Here is a 22,676-nt window from a genome sequence, read left to right as displayed (position 1 = left end):
GTCTTCACGTGAACGTGACAGTTCTGCCCTCAATTGGAGGGTTAGACATGCTCAAAAAACGTGATTTCCAAGAATCTCAAACTCTTTATGAGTTAATGGTGCACCCTGAAGTCTTCCCTTTTGTGCGTCATAAAGCGTATTCCTACGATGAGTTTCTTTTCCTTACAAAACAAACCATCGAAGCGGAAGAACGCGGAGAATTGATTTCACGTACCATTCTTGATGAGTGGGGCACTCCAATTGGAACAATCAATCTCTTCGATGTGCAAGACGGAGCAGGATTTCTCGGCACTTGGCTCGGCAAACCATACCATGGCAAAGGCTACAACCAGCCTGCAAAGGATCAATTCTTCGAGGAACTGTTTTACGAACTCGATATTAAATCCATTTTCATGCGCATCCGCAAAGTAAATGTTCGTTCCACGAAAGCAGCGGAGAAACTACCTTATGTCGTTTTGGCAAATGAAACGCGCAAAAGCCTGCTGGATGAAATCAACGGCGGAGAAGATATCTACAATCTTTATGAAATCTCCCGCGACCAATATACTCTATACAAACTGCGCACCGGTCACGAAGTGCTGCATGAAGAGCATCAGTTGAAGGAAGCATAATAAATTTACGCCTGCCCAATGTTTTGGGGTAGGCGTTTTTTAGTATATTTTCCCACTTTCTAGTTAAAACTGATGGTATGCAAATGTGAAGGAGGGGTTCTTGATGAGTGATAAAAAACGTCGTGAAAAGGCAAAGACAACATTAAGTAAAACACAGGAAGTTACCTACTCTCGTGAGTTTAAAATGGCAGATCGAGTTGGCGGATATACGGAGAGACGACGATAGTTCTAATTAGAAAATATGTCTGACAGCGAACGTGCCTTCATTCATCTTGCATCTTTGCATCTTGATGAAGGCACGTTTTTTTATGTTTTACTTAATCGGGCGATTATGGGACGTTTTCGGGCGATATTTTGAATTTACGGGCGAAAATTAATTTTTACGGGCGATTATTTAGAAATACGGGCGATTTTCGAAACTTTTCAGGCGACTTTTCAAAATTACGGGCGATTCGTGAAATCCCCCCTAAATCCCACTTCCTAATAAAACTTTAATCTCCCTCCGGAACCACCACCATCTTCCTCTCCAACATCTCCCTCACATCACCGCCCTCTTCTCAGGTTAACCTATTTAAGAAGACATAAAGGAGCAACAGACACATGCACCTTATGTCTATCGCATATTCTTAGGAGGGTTTCGAATGGGACGTTCACGCGGACATCAATCAGGTGGAAAAAATAAATCTTCACTTCCACAAGTACCTAAGAACATGAAAAAAGCTGCACAAGATGCAGAATTCGCGAACGAGCAACATGCGGACAATGAGATCCTAGAAGCACAAGCTCGCGCATCAGCAGCTGGAATTAAACGGAACAGTAAAAAAGATACCTTTAGATAGTTCCACCATTTTGCCGGGTTTGATCAAAAAGATCATGCCCGGTTTTATAATTTATATTAATATAAATTAATCGCTAAATTCCGAATAATTTTATGTGGATAAATTTTCAGAATGTTGTTGATAATGTGGATAACTATGTGTATATCCCGTCTATCAAGGAAATCAACTGTGCACAACTGAAAATAAATATGACTTTAGAACCATAAAACATTAAGAATTATATTACCCAATACCTATATTAAAATAATTCTAATCTTTTCCAACCTAATTATATTTGATTGATATCAAGTACTCTAACGATTAAAATAAAGGTACTATTAGAAAGCGGGGTGTGGCACATAATGAGTAACTATATGATTGGATTAGATATTGGCACCTCTACAACCAGATCTGTCATTTTCAATAGAAATGGAGAGGTGATCTCTGAGTCAGAACATGCCTATTCTACCTACCGTCCAAAACCTAGTTATTCGGAACAAAATCCCATGGAGATAGAGAGTGCTGCACGTCTGGCCATCTCCACTTCTATGAGGAAATTAAGAATCGCACCCCACGATATTATTGGTCTCAGTATTTCTGCTCCTATGCATAGTTTGATCTGTATCGGTGATAATAACGAACCAATTTCCCCCATGATAACTTGGGCTGACGGCAGAAGCTATCCACAGGCTGCCATTATGAAGGAGTCTTATGGCCAAGACTTATATGAGCAAACTGGTACGCCTATTCATCCCATGTCACCTTTTGTGAAGCTTGTTTGGATGAAAGAGAATCAATATACACCGTACTATGAAGCAACTCGCTTTGTTTCTATAAAAGAATATATCTTATATAAATGGTGCAAGACGTGGCAAGTAGATTATTCTATCGCCTCTGCAACCGGACTATTCAACATACATACACTCCGTTGGGATGAAGAAGCACTTGCCATAGCTGGAGTAAATGAGTCTCAGCTCTCAAAAGTGGTTCCCTGTACCACACAAGCGGGCCCTCTTACCGCTGATATCGCACAAGAAATGTTACTACATACATCTACCCCCATTATTATTGGGGCAAGTGGCGGTGTGCTTGCAAATATTGGGGTTGGAGCTACGGAAGAAGGAGAAACCGCATTAACGATTGGTAGCAGTGGGGCTATTCGAAGATTCACCACCCAAAAAACGATTGATGTGGAACAACGTACCTTTCAATATGCGTTTACGAAAGAAAGTCGTATCGTCGGCGGTGCAACCAACAATGGTACGATTCTCATGCAATGGCTGGCAAGACAATTCTCTTCCTTAACAAAAAAGGAAACGGTAGAAGTGTCTGATCTTGAAGCACTTGCTGCAACTTCAAGCGCAGGAGCTAACGGGCTATTTTTCCTGCCATATCTGAATGGAGAACGTGCACCAAAATGGAACGCTAAAGCAAAGGGAGGGTGGATGGGGCTCACCCTTTCGCACACTAGTGCAGACATGATTCGAAGTGTGATGGAAAGTGTTATCTTCAACATGTATGAGATTCATGAAAAACTTCACGAAAACACACATCCTACAAAAAAACTGGTGGTTAGTGGTAGCTATGCTCAATCGCCTCTATGGGTGCAGATGACAGCAGATATTTTTCGCAAAACGGTCATCTTACCGGAAAGTACCCATGCTACTGCGTGGGGTGCTGCCTGGTTTGGCATGTTTGCACTTGGAGAAGTTGAGTCCCTTGAAGCCATTAAATCATATATTCCAATTAAACATGAGGTATTGCCTACTGTTCGTAATGTGGCCATGTATGAAGAATATTACCACCTCTACCGTGAGCTTTATAATAAAAATAAACCCTTATTTGCAGAAATCGATCGGTTGCAATATTGACGATTAAAAGAATAATCGGGCAAATACGTCTTTTCCTTTTAAAGTTAAAAACTTTTGACGATTCTTCAATCGCCGCTGTTCCTTTCCGCAAATGGCTTCGCTTTCCTAGGGGTGATGCTTGTGCCTCCTCGCAACGCTTGAGGGGTCTCAAGCTACCGCTATCTCCCTCAGGACAAGGAAGGCTTCGGCAGCGATGCATCGCACGAAGAAAATGCGTAGCATTTTCGAGGAGTCTTCGCCTTTTGCTCCAATCCTCAGCTGGAAAGTATAAATACTTACTCTTTATGTTTTACAGTTAACTAATTGAGAGTGCTTTTTTATTAATCGTACATTGAATGGAATTTCCGTTTGATTGGAGTGCAAGGCGCGCAGACGCCCGCGGGAGGAAGGGACTGGTGAGACCCCGCAGGCGCAAGCCGAGGAGGCTCACGGACCGCCCGCAGGCAAGCGAAGCGCCTGGAACGGAAATCAACCGTATTATATAATTTTATATCATTTAAGAGAAAGAGCTAGCAGTCCTGTTGACTGCTAGCTCTTTTATCACCTTACCCTTTAACTTGTTCTCTTTTCCTAATACTAATTCCGGTAAACCCATAAAACAGACTTAATACCGGACTGACTAAGCAAAACAGGGCAAACGGTAAGTAATCCAGCACAGGCACTTCAAGCACCCCTGCCATGAACACACCACTTACTCCATATGGAATTAACGGATTGATAACAGTTCCCGCATCCTCTAACACTCTCGCCAAGTTTTTAGGAGCAATTCCCTGTTTTTCGTATTCCTTTTCAAATGCTTGGCCGGTTAATATGATGGACATATACTGTTCACCAACCGTTACATTTACTCCAATTGCTGTTGCAACCGTAGCGAAAATCAGCTTTCCTGTGGACGATACAAATGATTGGATCATAACTAGTAATCGTTCCATCACTCGCAGCTGTTGAATCAATCCACCCATGCTTAAGGTAAGTAACACAAGGGATACCGACCACATCATGCTTTGGATTCCACCTTTTGTCAATATGCTGTCTATCGCTTCGTCGCCTGTTGCTCCGGTATATCCATTTTGCATAACATCCATAAGTTGGCCAACTTGAACGCCAGGTTGAAGAACGAATGCCATCACTGCACCAACGATAATGCCGACCATCATGACAAAAATTGCAGGTACACGTTTAAGGGCCACTCCAAACATGACAACAGCCGGTATTAATGCCCAAATGCTGACCATGCCTTCTTCTTTTAATACCTTAGGCAACTCTGCAAAATCCCCTATCTGCCCACCACCGGTACCAGTTGAGAAAAGTCCAAATACCACCAAGCAAAAAATCGTTGCAGGAATGGTTGTCCATAACATATGGCGGATATGATCAAACAAATCGACCTTGCATACCGCAGAAGCAATATTCGTGGTATCTGAAAGAGGAGACATTTTATCCCCTAATAGAGCCCCTGAAATAATGGCTCCTGCCACTATAGCCGGGTTAAATCCCATGCCTGTCCCAAGCGCGATAAACGCAACTCCCACCGTTGCAGCCGTAGTAAAAGAGCTACCAATGCTAATCCCGATGATTGCGGTAATGATAAACACACTAGGAAGGAAAAATTGTGCGGAAATGAGCTGACCTCCATAGTAGATGAATGTTGGTATTGTACCAGCCAGCATCCACACCCCAATTAAAATTCCAATGAGAATAAATAATAAAATCGGCGTAAGACCTTCTTTTAAACCATTTTTTAATCCAGTTTCAATAAAGTCCCAAGAATGTCCTTTAATTAAGGAAAATAAAATTAATACCATGATACTCGCAAAAATCGGTATATGAGGCTCTGCCTTAAAAATAAATAATGATATAGAAATGATTGCGATGATGCTGCTAATCAAACTAAGAGCTGCAAGGCCGCTAATGTTTATTTTTTCTTTTTGTATTTGCTGCTCCATGATGTTCCCTCCAAAAAAAGTAAGTTTGCCTACCTGTTAATTTGCACCAAAAAAGCTTCCTCATCCCTAAAGTAAGGGACGAAGAAGCTCCGCGGTACCACCCTAATTGGCAACATGTAAATTGCCCACTCATCTGCTATGATAGCCGTTCAAAATATGTATTGTACTTCATCTTCCATCACGCCTGGATTTTCACCAACCATCCAGTCTCTTTTTGCTGCAATAAGGAAAACTACTTTTATACATAGCTACCAACCTATTTATTTACTAAACTCAACTCGGCTAAGTTTCGCTAACACACTTAAACGCTTAAACGCTTTTAGGTGTTAAAGTGTTGTTATTAAGATAATATATATTTTAACGCTTGTCAACAAAAAAAATCCTCCTGCGTTTTGCTGAGGACATTAAAAAAATTCTTTGATTTTAGATGTTGTTAAAGACACCGCTGTTGATTTCCGCAAATGGCTTCGCTTTCCTAGGGACTGACGAGAGCCTCCTCGTCTACGCCTGCAGGGTCTCCACCTAGCGCTATCTCCCTCAGGACAAGAAAGGCTTCGGCAGCGATTCATCGCACGAAGAAATTGCGTAGCATTTTCGAGGAGTCTTCGCCTTTTGCTCCAATCAACAGCTAGGAATTATTAAAAACTTTAGGTTATTAGTTTTTCAGTGCCTCGTTTTGCTTAGGAGGATTTCACATGTTTTAGTGAGTTAGGCAATCGAATAACAAAGCTGGTTTTTTCATCATTGGATTGACAAAATATTTTACCATCGTGCTTTTCAATCAATTTTTTGCAGATATACAGCCCTATTCCTGTACCTAAATCCTTAGTAGTAAAGAACGGTTCAAAAATAGCGTGGATGGCGTCTTCTTCAATTTTCGGTCCGTTATTGGAAATCGATAGCTGGGTAAAATCCCCCTTCTCCACACAAACCACTTGAATAGTACGAGAGCCACCCTTTTCCTGTTGTAAGGCATCTATGGAATTAATGATCAGATTCAAAAAAACCTGTCTTAATTCATCTTTATTGGCAATCATGTTGATGGAAGGATCAATGTCCAATTGAATAACTACATCTCCATCTAGTAAACTCGGATACAAGAATTCTACCAATTCCTGTAAAAGGAAGGATAGATTCACTTCTTCTCGCTTACTCTCAATCAATTCTTTTCTAGAGACATGTAAAAATTGAGAAATGCGATAATTAAGCTGATCCAATTCATGACGCATTATCTCCAAATATGGATGATCAGGGAGTTCGTACTGCAAGAGCCTTGTGAACCCGATGACAGAAGTTAGGGGGTTTCTGAATTCATGGACAAAACTTGAGCTCATCTGCCCAAGAATGGTAAGACGCTCTTTATGGGTTTGATTGATATATACCTCTTTTTCTTCCAACTGTTTTTCTTTGATCTCTGTGTATTTTCTAACAGCCAGGTAAGAAAACTTGTCAAAAAGGGCATTGATTTGGTCGATGAAAGGTTGAAGTTCCTCAGATGGAATTCCGGAATTCCAAACCCACTTAACAACTTCACTTCTTCCCGTATTCACATTGAATACAAACTCACTGATGTTAACATTGGCTTGGACTCGTTCATGGGCCGTCTTGTTAGCGAGCTTAATGATTTCATCTTCAGTCAATGGATCTTTAATGGCCTTTTTAATTAACTGATACATTTGCCAGCCATTACGCACTACCTCTTCTTTATATATATCATCTTCCGAAATTACGCTCCTGCTTCTCCAATTCCGGATAAATTGATCATGATTTTCTTCTAAAAACAAAATGAGTTTCTGAGCAGCATCCATACTTGCCAGCCACCTTCTACGTTATTTTCGAATAATCTATTTCTATCATACCAGAAAATTTCAGTAGAAGATAAAAAATTCTGAACATTAATACCGTTAAATGAATACTTTTCTCCTTATTTTTTCGTCATGGAGAAAGGGCATTTACCTTCGATAGGTTTTACATCATCTCCAATAAAATATTGTTTCCATTCTCGGTGGTCTGGATCTCCGTAGTGACTGATATTTGGATGTGTTGGGAACTGATCCCATTTTTCCACACGCTCCCTTACCTTCTCACGGGACATGATTCCACCCTTTGACGTACCTTCCAGTCCTTCAAATATTCTTCTTGGCTGGAATCCTAAGATTAGACTGTTCCCTAAATCTCTTGTCTTTCTCTGCTTGTAGGCGGGGGCATTCCCAAAGACGAAATACGGCTCTTCTGCAAAAGAAAACGCCCACAGGTGGTGATCTGGATCTGTAGGATAATCTTTAGGCCAAGGTTGATCATCTTTCAAATGTAAAAACTTCAAAATATCCCAAAAATATTCCCGATAGTACGGAATAGTTTTTTCTTCTTTCTCTGGCTCGACAAAAAGAAAGAGACCATGTCGTACAAGTGGTTTTTTCGGATCAAACAAGGCGTTAAATTCCTTTAAAGTATCTGGCAAATGCCTCCAATTATCATGACTAATATAGGAATAACGAAGTTCTCCTTTCTTTTCTGCACTCATTCCAAAATAACAAGGAAATGTTTTATTTGTTACAACATCCCGAAAATTCCTATATTCTTGCACAACCCATTTGGGTACAATTTTCTCATTTGTCATTTCTTCCTTTGTCAGCAACTTACCTTTTGTGGAACGAACTGCGGTTTCCATTACATCACCTCTAGAGTTAGTAGTTAAAGCATCCTTTCTAACAAGCAAACTACCCTTAAACCTGCCATGCAAAACATAGCCAAGCATTCAAGCAAAATTTATTCTGGGAAAAGGTTTTATCTATTTAGGAAAAGGGTATTAAGATGTGGGGTGTTTACTATTCTAGATAGATAGAGGAGAAAAAAAGAATATGGGCATACTAATTGTCGATGATAACCAAGTAAATTTATTCGTTATAGAAAATATCTTAAAAAGAGCGGGATACAAAGATTACTTATCCTTCACATCTGCCAGCGAAATGTTTACATACTTACATAATAATAATTCCGCTTCACCTCAAATGCCCGTCGATATCATCTTAATGGATATCATGATGCCTGAAATTGATGGAATTGAAGCGTGTAGAACTCTTCAAACCATTCCACACCTGAAAGATATCCCTGTCATTTTTGTCACAGCACTAGAAGACTCTAATAAGGTAGCAGAAGCACTGGATGCAGGTGGATTGGACTATGTCATGAAGCCAATCAATAAGACGGAACTATTGGCTCGTATCCGAGTGGTTCTTCGACTTAAACAAGAGAAGGATAAGAATAAAAAGCAGGCGGAAAAGATCAAAAATCAATTGGACCTTTCCCAGCAAGTACAGAATAGTCTGTTAAGCGAGCCAATCACAGAAGACAAATTCACTGTAAAAGCATCTTACATTCCTGCTTATAAGCTCGCAGGCGACATGTATTATTGGTATAAGGTCGACGATTCGAGATATGCTGTCATACTGCTAGATATGATGGGGCACGGAATTTCTGCTTCCTTAGTATGCATGTTCATCTCCTCTGTATTGCGAGACTCCATCAGAGGCTGCGCCGATCCTGAATTCGTTATTAGTGAATTAAATCGCTGGATGCATGCCCTCAATTTACGTAATCAGCAAATTCCATATTATTTTACGGCTATTTACCTTGTCATCGATACAAATGAAAAATCAATGGAATATGTGAATGCTGGTCATCCCGCTGGTTTTGCGTTCGTTGATGAAGATGAGGTAGTAGAGCTTTCTAATCGAACATGTGCCCTTGGGTTCTTCGAGACCGTGGATGTTAGGAAGACGAAGATAACTTATAAGGAATCCGTTCAAATTATGCTTTATACAGATGGTGTTGTAGAAACAATGGAGAAGGTGGGTATGAATCAATACCCTCAGTTCATTAAATCCGCCTCAAAACTCTGGGATCTACCAAACATCCCCGAACCTATTAACCTAGTCTTACCTGCTGACATGCAACAACAAGCTTCAGACGACATGTGCGTCGTAATGGTACAAGCGAGATAATTTCATAAAAAAGGAGAGCCGATTAACCCTTGCTCTCCTTTTTTTTGCGATAAATCTTATCATATACATCAAACTCTTCAAAACTAGGATGGGCATCAAGACGTAACGCCTCTTTGCTCCCAAGCCCAAGGAACCCCTCAGCCCCAAGACTCTCCTGAAACAATTGAATCACATTAAATTGCAGCTCTAAATTAAAATAAATTAATACATTACGGCAAACAATGATATGAAACTCATTAAACGAACGGTCTGTCACAAGGTTATGCTGAGCAAACACTATTCTGTTCAACAGATTTTCCTTTATATAGGCAAACTGATGATCCGATTGATAATATTCAGAAAAGGCCGTTTTGCCACCGGCTTGCATATAATTCTTCGTATATGTTTTCATTTTCGAAAGGGGGATGACTCCTTTTTGTGCCTTCTCCAAAATCTTCTCATTCATGTCAGTTGCATAGATTTTCGACTTATGACCGACTCCCTCTTCTTCTAAAAGAATGGCCATAGAGTAGGCTTCCTCTCCAGAAGAACAGCCTGCGTGCCATACACGAATTTCCGGTAATTCTCTTAAAAGAGGAATCACCTTTTCTCGGAAGGACAAGAAAAAAGAAGGATCACGGAACATCTCCGTAACATTAATAGAAAAATCATCTAAAATTTTCTTTAAGAACACTTCTTGATGTATTACTCGTTCTGTCAGCTCCGTTATATTTTTTAACCCTTCTAACCTTAATCTATTTTCCACTCTTCTCATAATGGAAGACTCCATGTATTTCCGAAAATCGAACCCTGAAAGCCGATAAACTGCGGTTAAGAATAATTCTAATTCCAAGTCTTGCTTGTCCACTTCTAATCCTGCCTCCAAAAACTCAAATCTTATAAAAAGGAACGGTTACTCGCAATCCAACGAACCGTAACCGTTCCTTTTGTCTATAACCTAATTTTTTGCTACCCAAACTCGCATCGCAGATAATAGTTGATCAAGTTTAAGTGGTTTGCTGATATAATCCGAAGCTCCCACTTCCAGACATTTTTCTCGATCACCTTTCATCGCTTTTGCTGTAAGGGCAATGATTGGAACGTCTTTATGTTTTTCTAGATTACGTATCGTTTTAATAGCTTTATATCCATCCATGACCGGCATCATAATATCCATCAAGATGATATCAACATGTTCTGTTTCATGGAGGATATCAAGACACTGCAAACCGTTCTCTGCAGTTAAGATGTTCATATCCTCTTTGTTCAAAGCATTATTCAAGGCATAGACGTTTCGATGGTCATCATCTACAACGACAACCGTCTTTCCTTTTAGGATATTAGAAATATCATTATCTTCCACTAATGTTTGCGATTCACTACGTATTTCTTCTTTCCTCGCCATGTCTAGAACCATGTTTTCCTCTTCCAACAAATCGGCTTCAGATGTGGATGCTACTTCCTGCCACGCTGCCTCTACTTCTTTTAATTGAGGCATTCCATTTGGCAGACTAGGAATTAACAGAGTGAAGATACTTCCTTCGCCTTCTTCGCTCTCTACAAACACACTGCCCCCCAAAAGATTAGAGAATTCCTTGGAGATGGAAAGGCCAAGTCCAGTTCCGCCATACTTTCTCATAGTCGCTCCATCACCTTGATGGAAGGCTTCAAAAATAAGGGACTGCTTGTCCTTGGAAATGCCAATTCCGGTATCTTCCACAGATATCTTCAACCAAGTATCCGCGTTTACATTTACTTTCGCTCTTAGAAGGTCTCTTTTTAGTGCTTTTTCAATTTTCACGGATACTTTCCCTTGTTCTGTAAACTTAAAAGCGTTCGATAACAGATTTTTTACAATCTGTTGAAGACGCTGTTCGTCCGTGAAAATTACATCTGGTAGCTGATTTCCACGAACAATCTCGTAATCCAGCTTTTTGTGCTTGGCAATATGGGTGAACTGAAGCTCCAGTCGGTTAATGAACTCTTCTACGTTCACTTCCCCAAACATCACTTCTAACTTTTTCACTTCCACCTTGGAAAGATCCAGAATATCATTTATCAGATTCAACAAATCCTGACCGGAAGAATTGATGACACGGGAGAACTCTCTTTGTTCATCTGTCAATTGGTCTTCTGGATCTTCCGCCAGCATTTCTGATAGAAGTAAGATACTATTCAACGGTGTTCTCAGTTCGTGGGACATATTAGCCAAGAACTCCGATTTATATTTAGAGCTAAGTTGAAGCTGTTTCGCTTTTTCTTCCAGCTCCGTTTTCGCAGTTTGAAGGTCTGCAGATTTCTGTTCCGCATCACGGGACCGTTCTTCAAGCTGCTCATTAATCATTCGCAGCTCTTCTGATTGGGTTTGAAGCTCTTCAGACTGAGCCTGCAGTTCTTCCGATTGAGATTGGAGCTCTTCTGTCTGCGCTTGTGATTCAAGCAGTAAGCGCTCGACTTCCATTCTTCCTAAAATGTTCGTGATAGCAATACCAAGTGTTTCAAGCACTTTATTTAAAAGCTGGCGGTGCGTCTTTGTAAATTCTGTCAATGTCGCCACTTCAATGACGGCAATCACTTCGTCTTTTACGATGACAGGTGCAATAATGATGCTCTTCGGTTTAATATGACCAATTCCTGTCGTAATGACGGAATAGCCTTCTGGGACATCCTGCAGAAGGATTTCCTTCTTGTCCCAGGCACATTGCCCTACCAAGCCTTCACGAAGCTTATATGCTTCTCCACCAACATCTTCTGCACCGTCGGCATAGGTCGCAATTTTTCTATATGAGGATTCTTTTCCTTCTCCATCTAACAGATAAAAAGCACCAAGCTTTGCATCCATGAGAGGTGTTAAGGTTGCAATAAATTTTTCTGCAAGCGAGTCCGTAGAAACATTGCGATGATAGAGGTTTATAATATCTGCAGAGTTTTTTTGCACCCAGTTTTGTCTACCAATTTCTACTGTAAACTGCTTTTCTTTCTTATGATAGGTTTCAATAGACGAAGCCATCGTATTAAAAGCTACCGATATTTCTCCGATTTCATCCTTTATGTCTGTACTTAATCTAGGTAAAACAGATAGGTCGGTATAGTTAATATCTTTAATTCCATTCTTCACTTCATCTAGACGTCTGTTGGTACTTCGAATTACCCAAAGAGTGGTCAAGACAATTACCATTAATGATAGGATGACGGCAGTAACCATAATAATTATTAGAGTTTGATAGGTTTCATTAGCGTTTGCCAAGGTATCTTGCATAAACGATTCCTGCATATCTTTAAAATCAGATATGTCTTGGAGAAGTGCTGATCTTGTATCAAGTTGAGAAACATAGATTTCTTGCAAGTCTTCGTTAGAAGCACCATTATTAATTTCGGAAACGATTTGTTGTTCCATAACCCAGTACGAATCGTAACGTTCTTGAATACTACGTATTAACGCTTTTGTTTCGCTTCGCTCTAGAACTGCTTCCAATTCTATGATGTTGGTTCTGGCAGCTTCCCTATTTTCAGCAATATTTGCTAGATTGTCAGTAATATCTTCCGCATCGTCCCGATTAATAACAAACAACAGCTGCCTGTCTGTTTCATAGAACAATTGCCTAATATCAGTAGCTTTGTTGACTTTGAAATACCTGTCCTCTACTATTTCCAGCATATTTGTCTTCATGGAATTGGCCATAAATAAAATTACAGACAATAGCAAAACAAGCGAAATCACTGTAATTCCAAGACCAACAAATTGTTTTTTCTTAAAGCTCACCGCAACTCCCACTTTCATTGGTTTATGATGCTGAAAACGTGCACAACTATCTAGACTGATTATACCAGTAAGAGGAAATGATGGTCGAGTTTGGGTGTTCGAATCAACGGAAGTTTTTTTAGTAAAAAAGGGCTAAGTCCATTTATTCTTGGAGTTGGCCCTTTCTTCTTCATATCTCCTTTGATGACACTGGGAGGAACAACTTAATTCCTCTTTTATTAAACGGCAAGATTTTCATATCAGCGATTAGGTGGCTGATATAGGAGATGGTGCATGTTAAAAATACTCCAGTGATAGATAGTGATTGTTCAAGTTGTAAAGCTATGTAAGCGAAAAATGCCACACCAAGTAGGGAGTGGGTATAACTTCTGTGGGACACTAAGGAAGCTACTATGATATAGATCCCAAAAAGTATCACCCACATTTGTTGCAGGGAAACCCCTCCGAGAATAACCCCCGCAGCAGTGATGGTCAGCATATGTTTCTGTTTTATGAAGGAAGAAATAAGAATCATAAGCGCTCCAATTCCGATTCCCCTCAACTTTTCCTCTAGGGTTCCTTCATATAAACTGTATAGGATCATCATTGTTCCAATGATTTGGGCAATCAATCTCGTCACTTTGTGGGATAGCGTTATTCTTCCGCGAAGTTTCCCGTCAATATCAAGATCTGGCACAAGGCCTGATATGGTTCCCAAGCTGACTAAAATAAGAGTGGTAGTCGGGGTTGTGTGCAACGTGTTTGCTACTGCGAAACCTGTTGCTGCCCCTATGGCTGCATGTGGAGTTCCATTCATGTTTTGTTTCACCCCTGTCTGATGTTCTGAGTTGATCGTGTGTTGTTATTTCCGAAACCTTTGGTTATACAACATCACGTTTTAGCTATTCTACAGGAAAACATTTGTTCTGTTTAGGTGCAAAAGTCCTGATTGTTAGTGACTGGGGACCCGGGGGTGGGGGTATGATCGGAAAATCCAAATATGTTTCTATGTTTTTTTGGAGTGGATAGTACGAATCGCCCGATTGTACTTGTAAATCGCCCGATAATCGTAATAATCGCCCGTAAAATGAAATTTTCGCCTGATTCCTTGCTATTTTCGCCCGATTACCTTGAATTTTCGCCCGATTTTCAATTCGAATACCACCTGTAGGTATATTCAGATTCAGATCCACTTCCTAAGGTAGTATCTGCTTCTAGCCTTCTCCATCCATGTAAAAAGACCCTCCCACTTAAAAGTGCAGAAGAGTCTCCAACTTAATCAATTTTCTTCAAAAAGTGCTCCACAAGCTCGCTATGATCACAAAGTTCCTTCTTCCCTTTCTCACTGATCACATATGTCCCGCGCTTTACCCGTTCAAACCAGCGGTAATAGTTCTTTGTTAAAATGGAAGAGGTTTTCTCGCCAGTTCCTAAATCTCGCAAAGCCTTTGGCGACAAAGGTCCGAACCTATCCAGATAGCACGCAATTTGAACGCAGTTCTCTTTATAAGCAGTTCTTATCTTTACTCGGTTGCTTCCGCCGAGATTGACATCAGATGAACGACCGTCCATCTCTTTGACCAATGCATCACGCTTCCGTTTATTTTTACGCAGGCTTTTTGCTCGATCAAACGGAACTGGATCAAACATAACCTCCACACGTTTCCCTCTTCCGCTGAATGACACGACAATCAAGCCCAGTTCAAGCCGCTTAATTAAATGACACAGATCTGTCCAACGTTTTGAACGCCTGCTAAAAGATGGCTTTGGTATCGCTATATAAACAAGGTCCGTAAGCTTTTGCCGCTTTGTCGCCTGAATGAGCAGCTGAACATTTAAATTCAGCTTTAGCTCTACAACAACCACCACTTCACCTTTCACCATCGCAATATCGCAGTCATTCACTTCCCCGTACACCTCATACCCTTCTTTGACAAAATGCTTTTGAATAGGCTTATACAAATCTACTTCATACATTTTTTTCTTTTCTGTCATGCTTACACACCAACCTCCCCTAAATGGAAAGAATCTCCCGGATGTCCTCCTCCGTTAATGCTTTTGACACTCTTTCGTCAGGGTCTATAATTTCTTCTATTAGATGTCTCTTTTTATCTTGCAGTTCGTTCATTTTTTCTTCGATTGTTCCCCTTGTTACAAGCTTTATCACCTGAACCGTTTGCGTTTGGCCCATACGATGGGCACGGTCAGCCGCCTGCTCTTCCACTGCGGGATTCCACCAAAGATCATATAAGATAACAGTATCAGCACCTGTCAGGTTAAGACCAGTCCCTCCTGCCTTTAGCGAAATTAAGAAAAAGTCTCTTTCCCCAGAATTGAACCTCTCACAACGTTCCACCCTTTCTTCTGATGGAGTTTGGCCGTCAAGGTAAAAGTAGGGCAGTCCTTGATGGGCAAGCTCTCTTCCTATCAGCTCGAGCATTTTAGTAAACTGAGAAAAAATAAGCACCCTTCTTCCTGAACGCTGAGATTCTTCAATTAATTGTAACAGCATGTCAAACTTCGCAGACCTTCCCTTATATCCGTTAACAAAAAGCGTGGGATGGCAACAAATCTGACGGAGCCTTGTTAATCCTGCCAGTATCCGGATCTTATTTTTTCTCAATGTATCCTTGTTCAAATGCTTCAATGTATCATGTCGAAGTTTTGCAAGATAAGCCGCATAAAGCTTCTTTTGCTCTGGTAATAGCTCTACGAATTCCAAGCTTTCAAGTTTCTCCGGCAACTCCGCCAGTACATCCTCTTTCACGCGTCGCAGCATAAATGGCCGGATCCTACGCGCAATGGTTTTTCTAGTCAAATTGCTGTATTCCTTCAATCCCATAAACAACTCCGGGAAAACTATATGAAAAATAGACCACAGCTCTTCTAGAGAATTTTCGACAGGAGTACCTGATAAAGCAAATTTATAATCGGCTTCCACTCTTTTCACTGCTCGAAACGTTTGAGTAACTGGGTTTTTAAAGGCCTGTGCTTCATCAAAAAACACCGTATGGAACAGGTTAGTAGCATATAGGTTAACATCACGTCTCAACAAAGGGTATGAAGTGATGATGACATCCACTTCCTTTATCTGTGAAAAACTCTGCTCGCGTTCCTTTCGTGTTCCATCCATAATGAGAGTCTTAATTTCTGGCGCAAACTTCCCAATTTCACTAAGCCAGTTATAGGTTAGTGAGGAAGGGGTAACAATTAAAACCGGACATTTTTTATAGCGGATATCAGGTAGCTCCGAGAGGATAAATGTGATACTCTGCAAGGTTTTCCCAAGCCCCATATCATCTGCCAAAATTCCACCAAAACCGTAGTGAGCCAATGTTTTCATCCATCTGAAGCCTTGTACTTGGTAATCTCTTAAGATTTTATCCACTTGATTTGGAACCTGAATATTGTCACCACTTGGATTTCTGATTTCCTCCAGAAACTGTCGGAAACTTTCTTCTAAGGAAAACACACCCTCATCTGTTACGGAATCCATCATCTTGAATCCTTTAATAATGGGCACATTCAAGCCCTGTTCTAAATCCTCATTTTGCACTGGGTTGGCTTGCAAGAAACGTTGAATCTCTTCAAATTCCCTTGTTTCCAATGAAAGCAATGAACCATTTTTTAAACGATAATATTTTCTTTTTTCCTCTAATGCACTTAAAAGCTCCCTGATTTGAGATTCCGGTATGCCGTCCATTTCAAATTTAAATTCAAGCCAATTGGTCCGCTCTTTTTTTACCCTGATCCGTATTTGGGGTTTGGCACTTTCCCTAAAAATTCGATTTCTAATAGCAGTCGTTGCATACACTTGAACAAAACGTTGCAACGCAGGCAGCATATGATAGAGGAATTGATACTCCAGCTCTTCGTTGTGCAGAAAGTACCCTTCATCTGTACTTCCGAATTCACTGTCCTCCATTAAATCAAGAATCATTTGCTCCTTATCATAATCGCGGATAATCATGGTGTTCATCCTGTGTTCTCTTGGATCTAGAGGATTAATGATCACCTGTTCATATTGGAACTCTATACTTGCTAAAAGCCGGTTTTTCACTCTGTCCAGATAGAGTTTCGCTACTAACGGGGTTTTTGTAAAACGCTTGGCGACCGTTTCATCAAGTTCCACTTTTCCGAGTTTCCTTAAGCCCGGCACTACCTTCTCCACAAACATCTGTACCTGATTAAGAGCAATGGGGATGGAATTTGTCCTTGATGCATCTAACATTCTTTTCAACTCTGCAAGTCGACGGCAGTCATCTGTCTCCAAGGAAATAAAGTATCCATCCTTAAAAACTGCATTATATGATCTGAAGACCAATAAACTATTTAACCCATCAACCTTCAGCAGAACCCCATTTGCGTTATCTTCTGTAAAAGAAAAATGAAGGGAAAGGGGCTCTTTTATTAACTTAAAGCCTTCGTATGCTTGTTTATGAAGATGTATTTTCACACTTACCTGCTGTAAAAGCGGTGCAATTTTTTTAAAGGAGGAAGGTGGAAGAATTAGTGCTTGTGGCAATATCTCCATGTCCTCCGTAAATGTTTTTTCATCATCTAGAATGTCTATCATATGTTGAATAACAGCATCCGCTTCTTTGTTAAAGCATTGAATCTTAGGGTCAAACAAGTCCCTACTCTTTCCATTCTTTATAGCATGTAATAGTTTACGCGGATCTTGTACAACGCTCTGGTTCAACGAAAGCTCTATTCCAAGAAAATTCCCCTTATCTTTTAATACCGGTTTCATGGCGAAAGCTACGTCTACCACTTCTCTTTTTTCGAAATGAAGCTGACTGCCACTTGTAGGTTTCTTATCTGCTTGGAATAGACGGAACACTTCTTCTGACAGGTCATGTTGTGATAAATTGTTTTCATAAATCGTCAAAAGCACAGCTGCAACATGCTGACATTCTATTTTTACAGAAGCTAGTTTTGGACAAGTACAGCTTGTATGAAAATCACCCGATCTATCCGCCGATACAACAACACGGAAATCCTCGGTGGTCGTTACGATAGCAACACACCTATCGTTATTCCATTCTTCTATTTTCACTTTATCCGCTCTGCGAAAGGCCTCCCCGCTTTTTAAGGAAACTGTACCACATCGTTCTTGGATGAGTTTTTTATCTACTTTTATGTTCATGTGGTGTTCTCCTTTCAGGGTGGATTTCGACTTTCTAAAGTAGATTGTAACACACAATAAGAAGCACAGCCCCCTAGTCTGGCAAGCTGTGTCTCCGCTTTACTATATACTTCTTATACTCTTTAATTTCATATCATCAACCGCTTCGTTCAATCTTACAAGGTCATAAATTCCTTTCATTAGAAAGAATTTGACTACGAGGTCAGGTATATCGTTTCCCGACAAAGAATACCCTGCAGCACCAAGCAGGTCTTCTGTTTCTTCTTCATTAAGTCCCAAGGCAAAAGCCAATGCCACAATCGTTGATTTTTTAGGGCGATACTCTGGGTTGGTTCGTATTTTAGAAAAGTGTTTTCGGTCCAAACCGGCTTTTTTATATATCTCCGCATCTGTTCCCCCATTGCGGTCCATATACTGAAACAAAACCTGTTGCAGCGTGGGCTTCTTATTATTTTTTATGAACTCTTCAATTTCAAATACATCATTATTTTCATGAAGAATAGGTGATTCTTTGTAGCAGCTGTATTCATATTCCTCAAGTACATCGTGAATTTGATGCTGCCAAATAAATTCTTCGAGCTCCTCCAAAAACTTTTTATCTATCATTCCCCTACCTCCAAATGTCGCTTTGAAGGCGACCATTTTATGGATATTGTTAGTTATTATTATAGCATGAAGGAGGAAGATGAAAATGAATAAAAACTTAACAGAGATTATTTTTCTATTGGACAGAAGCGGGTCAATGGGAGGCCTCGAAAAGGATACAATTGGAGGGTTTAACGCATTCTTGGAAAGACAATGTAGACATGAAGGAGAGACCCTTGTCACCGCCGTCCTATTCGACGATGAAGTGGAAACTTTATGGAACGGTGTGAATGCGAAGAATGTTACGTTAACAAGAGAAGACTATCACGTTAGAGGCACTACTTCCCTTTTGGACGCAATCGGTAGAACCATACTAGATGTAGGAAACCGCTTGTCTCGGATTGAGGAAATTGAACGACCTGGTAATGTAATCTTTGTCATCACCACGGACGGCATGGAAAATTCAAGCGTAGAGTTCACGTATCCTAGAGTAAAAGAGTTAATCCGTCACCAAGAAGACAAATACAGTTGGCAGTTCATCTTCATGGGAGCGAATATAGACGTTGCAAAGGAAGCGGAAAGCTTAGGTATTCAGGAGAATCAAGCATTTAACTTTGAAGCTACCAACAAAGGTGTGGAGATGATGTATGAAAACGTCTGTGACATCGTTTCAGAGAAAAGGATTCAAGTGGAAAATTAGATAATTTGTAAGACAGAACTAGTTAAAAGAGAACCCGTCCATATAAATTTCAGACGGGTTCTCCAACTTTTTTTCCTATTTGGTAGCTGTGGAAAGCAACTCTTCCATCCCTATCCATAGTTTTGTTTCTTCTATCATCCTTGCCATTTGAAGTAGTAAGTCTTCCTTCCCCCGCCCTGCCATAAACTGGACACCAACTGGGAGACCCTCCTTTGTCACATGGACAGGTAACGACATAGCCGGCTGCCCAGTCAAGTTTGCAAGCTGCGTAAAAGGAACTCTTTTTAAGCTTTCTTGTACAAGTTGTTCCACGATACCCATTTTCTTGAGGATTGCAGCAGATCCCAGTTTCCCCGTCACTTGCAGTGCAATACTCTCAAGCGGCTTTAGTTTATGATCTCCAATTTTCGCGGGAGGAAAGGCAGTCGCAGGTGTTATATATAAATCATAGGTTTCATGAAATTCTTCCATAGCATAAGCTGCAACATCCCATTCCCTCATATTGAGGACGAATTCTTGCGCAGACATGGATTTACCAATGAGGGCAAGCAGCCAGGTTGCAGGTTCGACATCATTTAAAGTAGCTTTCCGTCCAAGTATCTCCTCTAGGGAAGAAACCATCGCGCTAACTTCTCCAAAGTAGAGGGAAAGATAACTTGTTGCAACTTTCTTCCCATCTATCGGTGCATCTTTCTCTTCAAGACTATGACCTTCTGACTCTAGATATCTTAACGTTTTTGTGACTGCCTCTACACAGTCAGGATGAACTTCAGTACCAATTGGCGATTTAGTAGAATAAGCAATACGGAGCTTTTTCTCTATAGGTTGTTTAATGATATCCAAGAAACTTCCATTATAATCTGGGATGGAAAATGCCGCTCCTTTTTCAGCTCCCTTTAATTCATCCAAGGCTGCTGCGCTATCTCTTACAGTCCGGGTCAACACATGTTCAACTGCCGCTCCCTGCCAGAACCGACCAAGCTGCGGACCTACCGGCGTTCTTCCCCTTGTAGGTTTTATCCCAAACAGTCCACAGTATGCAGCAGGAATACGAATGGAACCTCCCCCATCATTTGCTCCTGCGATTGGAACCATGCCTGAGGCCACTGCTGCTGCCGAACCGCCACTTGAACCTCCAGGAGTATGAGTTAGTTTCCATGGATTTTTTGCAGGACCGTATACAACAGGTTCTGTTATTGCCATCAAGCCAAACTCTGGGACATTTGTTTGTCCTAAAAACAGAAAGCCGCTTTTCCTGAGCCGACTTACATATTCAGAGTCCTTCTTGGCCCTATACTTGTATAGAGCTTTAGATCCTAGCGTTTTTGGTTCACCTTTTATTTCCTGACCTATATCTTTTAATAAGATTGGAACCCCTGCAAACTGCCCTGTAACTGCCTTCCCCGCGGCAGTCCTTGCCTGTTCGTACATCGTATGGATAACCGCATTCAGCTGGGGATTTTGTGTCTCAATTTCACTGACCGCCATTTCTAACAGTTCAGTAGGCTTGACTTCCTTGTTTTTCACCAATTCTGCCAGTCCTAGTCCGTCATACTTTTTATATTCATCCCTCTTCAACGTTATCACCTCTCTATACTCTATTCCTCAATGTAGGTGAATAAACCTCTGTCTAGTAATCAAAAAAATCCCATGTTGATAATGTAGTTTTCACGATCTTCACCAAAGACCACCTTTTAACATAGGCTACCATACAGAAATTTATATTTTACATCTTGGGCTTGTTCGCCTTGGAGGGGAGTTTGGTACAGATGGAATTGACTGCAGCACATTGGATGTATTTACTTGGTACACTAATTATCATCGTTACAATGTTGTTCAGGAAAAATGTAGTGGTTCCTGCCATCCTGGTAACTTTTTTAGTGGGGTGGATTTTCAGTGGGTCATTCATTTTCGGTCTTCAAACCATATTTAACGCCAGCTTGGTTGCAGCAGGAGAGCTTTTTAATATCTTCCTGATTATTGCCATCATGACGGCACTTTTACTTTCCCTTAAATCATTAGGTACTGATGAACAAATGATTACTCCTTTTCAGCGGGTGATGAAAAACGGGCATGTCTCGTTTTGGGTCATTGTGTTTGTTACCTATGCGATTTCCCTATTTTTCTGGCCTACTCCAGCGGTACCCCTTGTGGGTGCACTCTTAATTCCTGTTGCCATTAGAGCGGGGCTTCCACCCATTGGGGCAGCAATCGCCATTTCCCTTGCCGGTCAAGGCATGGCGTTATCATCGGACTACATTATTCAAATTGCCCCAGCCTTAACAGCCACCGCTGCTACTGTGGATATTGCTACGGTTGCCGATCGCGGTTTCATCTTATCCCTTGTTACAGGAGCAGTTGCTATCACACTTGCTTATATTTCTATACGCAAGCTTATTGTACGACCGGCAAATGAGCATTTAATAAAATGGAACAATGTAGATAACCAGAGTGGTGACACGGAGGGTGTGACAGAAAGCGGACCTGTGACAACAAGCAAATATAGCACACTGTTTGCTGTCTTAGTTCCAGGAACGTTTCTGGCTATCATCATCTATATGGTTCTGGCCAAGTTTTCCGATGTCATTCCTTCTCTAGAGGGTGGAGCTGGCGCGGCCCTTATAGGTGGGGCTTCGCTCATTCTATTAATTGGAGCGTCATTCTTCCTTAACGCCCGTACCTCCCTTCAAACTGTCAGTGACAATATGGTCAAAGGTTTCTTGTTTGCCTTTAAGGCGATGGGGCCAGTTATTCCGATTGCTGGATTCTTCTTTATTGGTAGTGGGGAACTTGCTTCTAGAATCCTGGGCACTCCTTCTGAGGAGACACCCTCCTTCCTGTTTGACCTCATACTTGCCGGTCAGTCATATATCCCTGAAAGTTCATTTATCGCAGGATTTGTAATACTGCTGATCGGAATGATAACAGGGTTAGATGGTTCTGGCTTCTCGGGACTTCCTCTTGTTGGAGCGCTTTCTGGAGCCCTTGGTGAAAGTGTTGGAGTGGAAGCTGCCACACTTGCAGCAATAGGACAGATGGGTTCTGTCTGGGTTGGCGGAGGAACATTGATTGCCTGGTCTTCCCTTGTAGCTGTTGCCGGTTTTGCAAAGGTTCCTGTAATGGAGCTTGTGAGACGGAGCTTTTTGCCAGTGATAATAGGACTGATTGTAGCGACATTAGTTGGACTTTGGTTATTTTGATATATTGGAAGCCCTCATTCTTTGTATGGATGAGGGCTTTTGATTGTGTAAAATGGGTATGTATTTTTTAC

Annotated in this window: 17 protein-coding genes; 7 read left to right on the top strand and 10 right to left on the bottom strand. The window is 41.0% G+C overall.

Going from position 1 to position 22,676, the window contains the following annotated elements; genetic code table 11:
• Positions 1 to 47 precede the first annotated feature (47 nt).
• The 4 genes from HF078_RS02980 to HF078_RS02965 all read left to right on the top strand — a co-directional run bounded on the left by HF078_RS02980 (position 48) and on the right by HF078_RS02965 (position 3,300).
• Positions 48 to 611 carry a GNAT family N-acetyltransferase gene (locus tag HF078_RS02980; RefSeq protein WP_060666546.1) on the top strand — a complete coding sequence of 188 codons (564 nt, stop codon included), beginning with the start codon at positions 48 to 50 and terminating at the stop codon, positions 609 to 611.
• A 103-nt stretch (positions 612 to 714) separates the two neighbouring features.
• Positions 715 to 837: a YfhE family protein gene (locus tag HF078_RS02975; RefSeq protein ID WP_168863390.1), complete on the top strand. Its 123-nt coding sequence runs from the start codon at positions 715 to 717 to the stop codon at positions 835 to 837.
• Between the two features lie 415 nt (positions 838 to 1,252).
• Complete coding sequence (locus tag HF078_RS02970) at positions 1,253 to 1,450, top strand: YfhD family protein (protein ID WP_088017384.1); 198 nt, start codon at positions 1,253 to 1,255, stop codon at positions 1,448 to 1,450.
• 341 nt (positions 1,451 to 1,791) lie between these two features.
• Positions 1,792 to 3,300 carry a gluconokinase gene (locus HF078_RS02965; RefSeq protein WP_169289766.1) on the top strand — a complete coding sequence of 503 codons (1,509 nt, stop codon included), beginning with the start codon at positions 1,792 to 1,794 and terminating at the stop codon, positions 3,298 to 3,300.
• Between the two features lie 545 nt (positions 3,301 to 3,845).
• Here the strand turns inward: HF078_RS02965 and nhaC are convergent.
• From nhaC to HF078_RS02950, 3 genes are all read right to left on the bottom strand, one after another.
• The gene (gene nhaC / locus HF078_RS02960) at positions 3,846 to 5,246 is read right to left on the bottom strand and encodes a Na+/H+ antiporter NhaC (RefSeq protein ID WP_169289765.1); all 1,401 of its coding nucleotides are present in this window, start codon (positions 5,244 to 5,246) and stop codon (positions 3,846 to 3,848) included.
• 680 nt (positions 5,247 to 5,926) lie between these two features.
• Positions 5,927 to 7,054, bottom strand: coding sequence for a sensor histidine kinase (locus HF078_RS02955; protein ID WP_169289764.1), 1,128 nt, complete (start codon positions 7,052 to 7,054; stop codon positions 5,927 to 5,929).
• Between the two features lie 116 nt (positions 7,055 to 7,170).
• On the bottom strand, positions 7,171 to 7,917 hold the full coding sequence (locus HF078_RS02950; RefSeq protein WP_169289763.1) for a YqcI/YcgG family protein: 747 nt from the start codon (positions 7,915 to 7,917) through the stop codon (positions 7,171 to 7,173).
• 190 nt (positions 7,918 to 8,107) lie between these two features.
• Between HF078_RS02950 and HF078_RS02945 the strand changes: the two genes are divergently transcribed.
• Complete coding sequence (locus HF078_RS02945; RefSeq protein WP_169289762.1) at positions 8,108 to 9,250, top strand: SpoIIE family protein phosphatase; 1,143 nt, start codon at positions 8,108 to 8,110, stop codon at positions 9,248 to 9,250.
• 22 nt (positions 9,251 to 9,272) lie between these two features.
• Here HF078_RS02945 and HF078_RS02940 read toward each other — a convergent pair whose 3' ends face one another.
• From HF078_RS02940 to HF078_RS02915, 6 genes are all read right to left on the bottom strand, one after another.
• Complete coding sequence (locus HF078_RS02940) at positions 9,273 to 10,115, bottom strand: CheR family methyltransferase (RefSeq protein WP_205831508.1); 843 nt, start codon at positions 10,113 to 10,115, stop codon at positions 9,273 to 9,275.
• Between the two features lie 72 nt (positions 10,116 to 10,187).
• On the bottom strand, positions 10,188 to 12,992 hold the full coding sequence (locus tag HF078_RS02935) for a response regulator (protein ID WP_169289760.1): 2,805 nt from the start codon (positions 12,990 to 12,992) through the stop codon (positions 10,188 to 10,190).
• Between the two features lie 169 nt (positions 12,993 to 13,161).
• Positions 13,162 to 13,788: a metal-dependent hydrolase gene (locus HF078_RS02930; protein WP_169289759.1), complete on the bottom strand. Its 627-nt coding sequence runs from the start codon at positions 13,786 to 13,788 to the stop codon at positions 13,162 to 13,164.
• A gap of 458 nt (positions 13,789 to 14,246) precedes the next feature.
• Positions 14,247 to 14,966, bottom strand: a complete 720-nt coding sequence (locus HF078_RS02925) for a DUF2161 family putative PD-(D/E)XK-type phosphodiesterase (RefSeq protein ID WP_169289758.1) — start codon at positions 14,964 to 14,966, stop codon at positions 14,247 to 14,249.
• A 19-nt stretch (positions 14,967 to 14,985) separates the two neighbouring features.
• Complete coding sequence (locus tag HF078_RS02920) at positions 14,986 to 18,120, bottom strand: DEAD/DEAH box helicase (RefSeq protein ID WP_169289757.1); 3,135 nt, start codon at positions 18,118 to 18,120, stop codon at positions 14,986 to 14,988.
• A 102-nt stretch (positions 18,121 to 18,222) separates the two neighbouring features.
• Positions 18,223 to 18,726, bottom strand: coding sequence for a hypothetical protein (locus HF078_RS02915; protein WP_169289756.1), 504 nt, complete (start codon positions 18,724 to 18,726; stop codon positions 18,223 to 18,225).
• Positions 18,727 to 18,811: 85 nt separating this feature from the next.
• Here HF078_RS02915 and HF078_RS02910 point away from each other — a divergent pair, with 85 nt between their 5' ends.
• Positions 18,812 to 19,405, top strand: coding sequence for a vWA domain-containing protein (locus HF078_RS02910; RefSeq protein WP_169289755.1), 594 nt, complete (start codon positions 18,812 to 18,814; stop codon positions 19,403 to 19,405).
• 75 nt (positions 19,406 to 19,480) lie between these two features.
• Here HF078_RS02910 and HF078_RS02905 read toward each other — a convergent pair whose 3' ends face one another.
• Complete coding sequence (locus HF078_RS02905; RefSeq protein WP_169289754.1) at positions 19,481 to 20,983, bottom strand: amidase family protein; 1,503 nt, start codon at positions 20,981 to 20,983, stop codon at positions 19,481 to 19,483.
• Between the two features lie 191 nt (positions 20,984 to 21,174).
• On the opposite strand from HF078_RS02905, the gene HF078_RS02900 reads away from it, so the two are divergent.
• Complete coding sequence (locus HF078_RS02900) at positions 21,175 to 22,605, top strand: hypothetical protein (protein WP_169289753.1); 1,431 nt, start codon at positions 21,175 to 21,177, stop codon at positions 22,603 to 22,605.
• Positions 22,606 to 22,676: the final 71 nt, after the last annotated feature.

Source organism: Bacillus sp. RO2, assembly GCF_012911845.1.
Classification (GTDB): domain Bacteria; phylum Bacillota; class Bacilli; order Bacillales; family Bacillaceae_I; genus Sutcliffiella_A.
The sequence above is the reverse complement of the archived record's forward strand: the minus strand, read 5'-3'. Positions and strand labels throughout refer to the sequence as shown.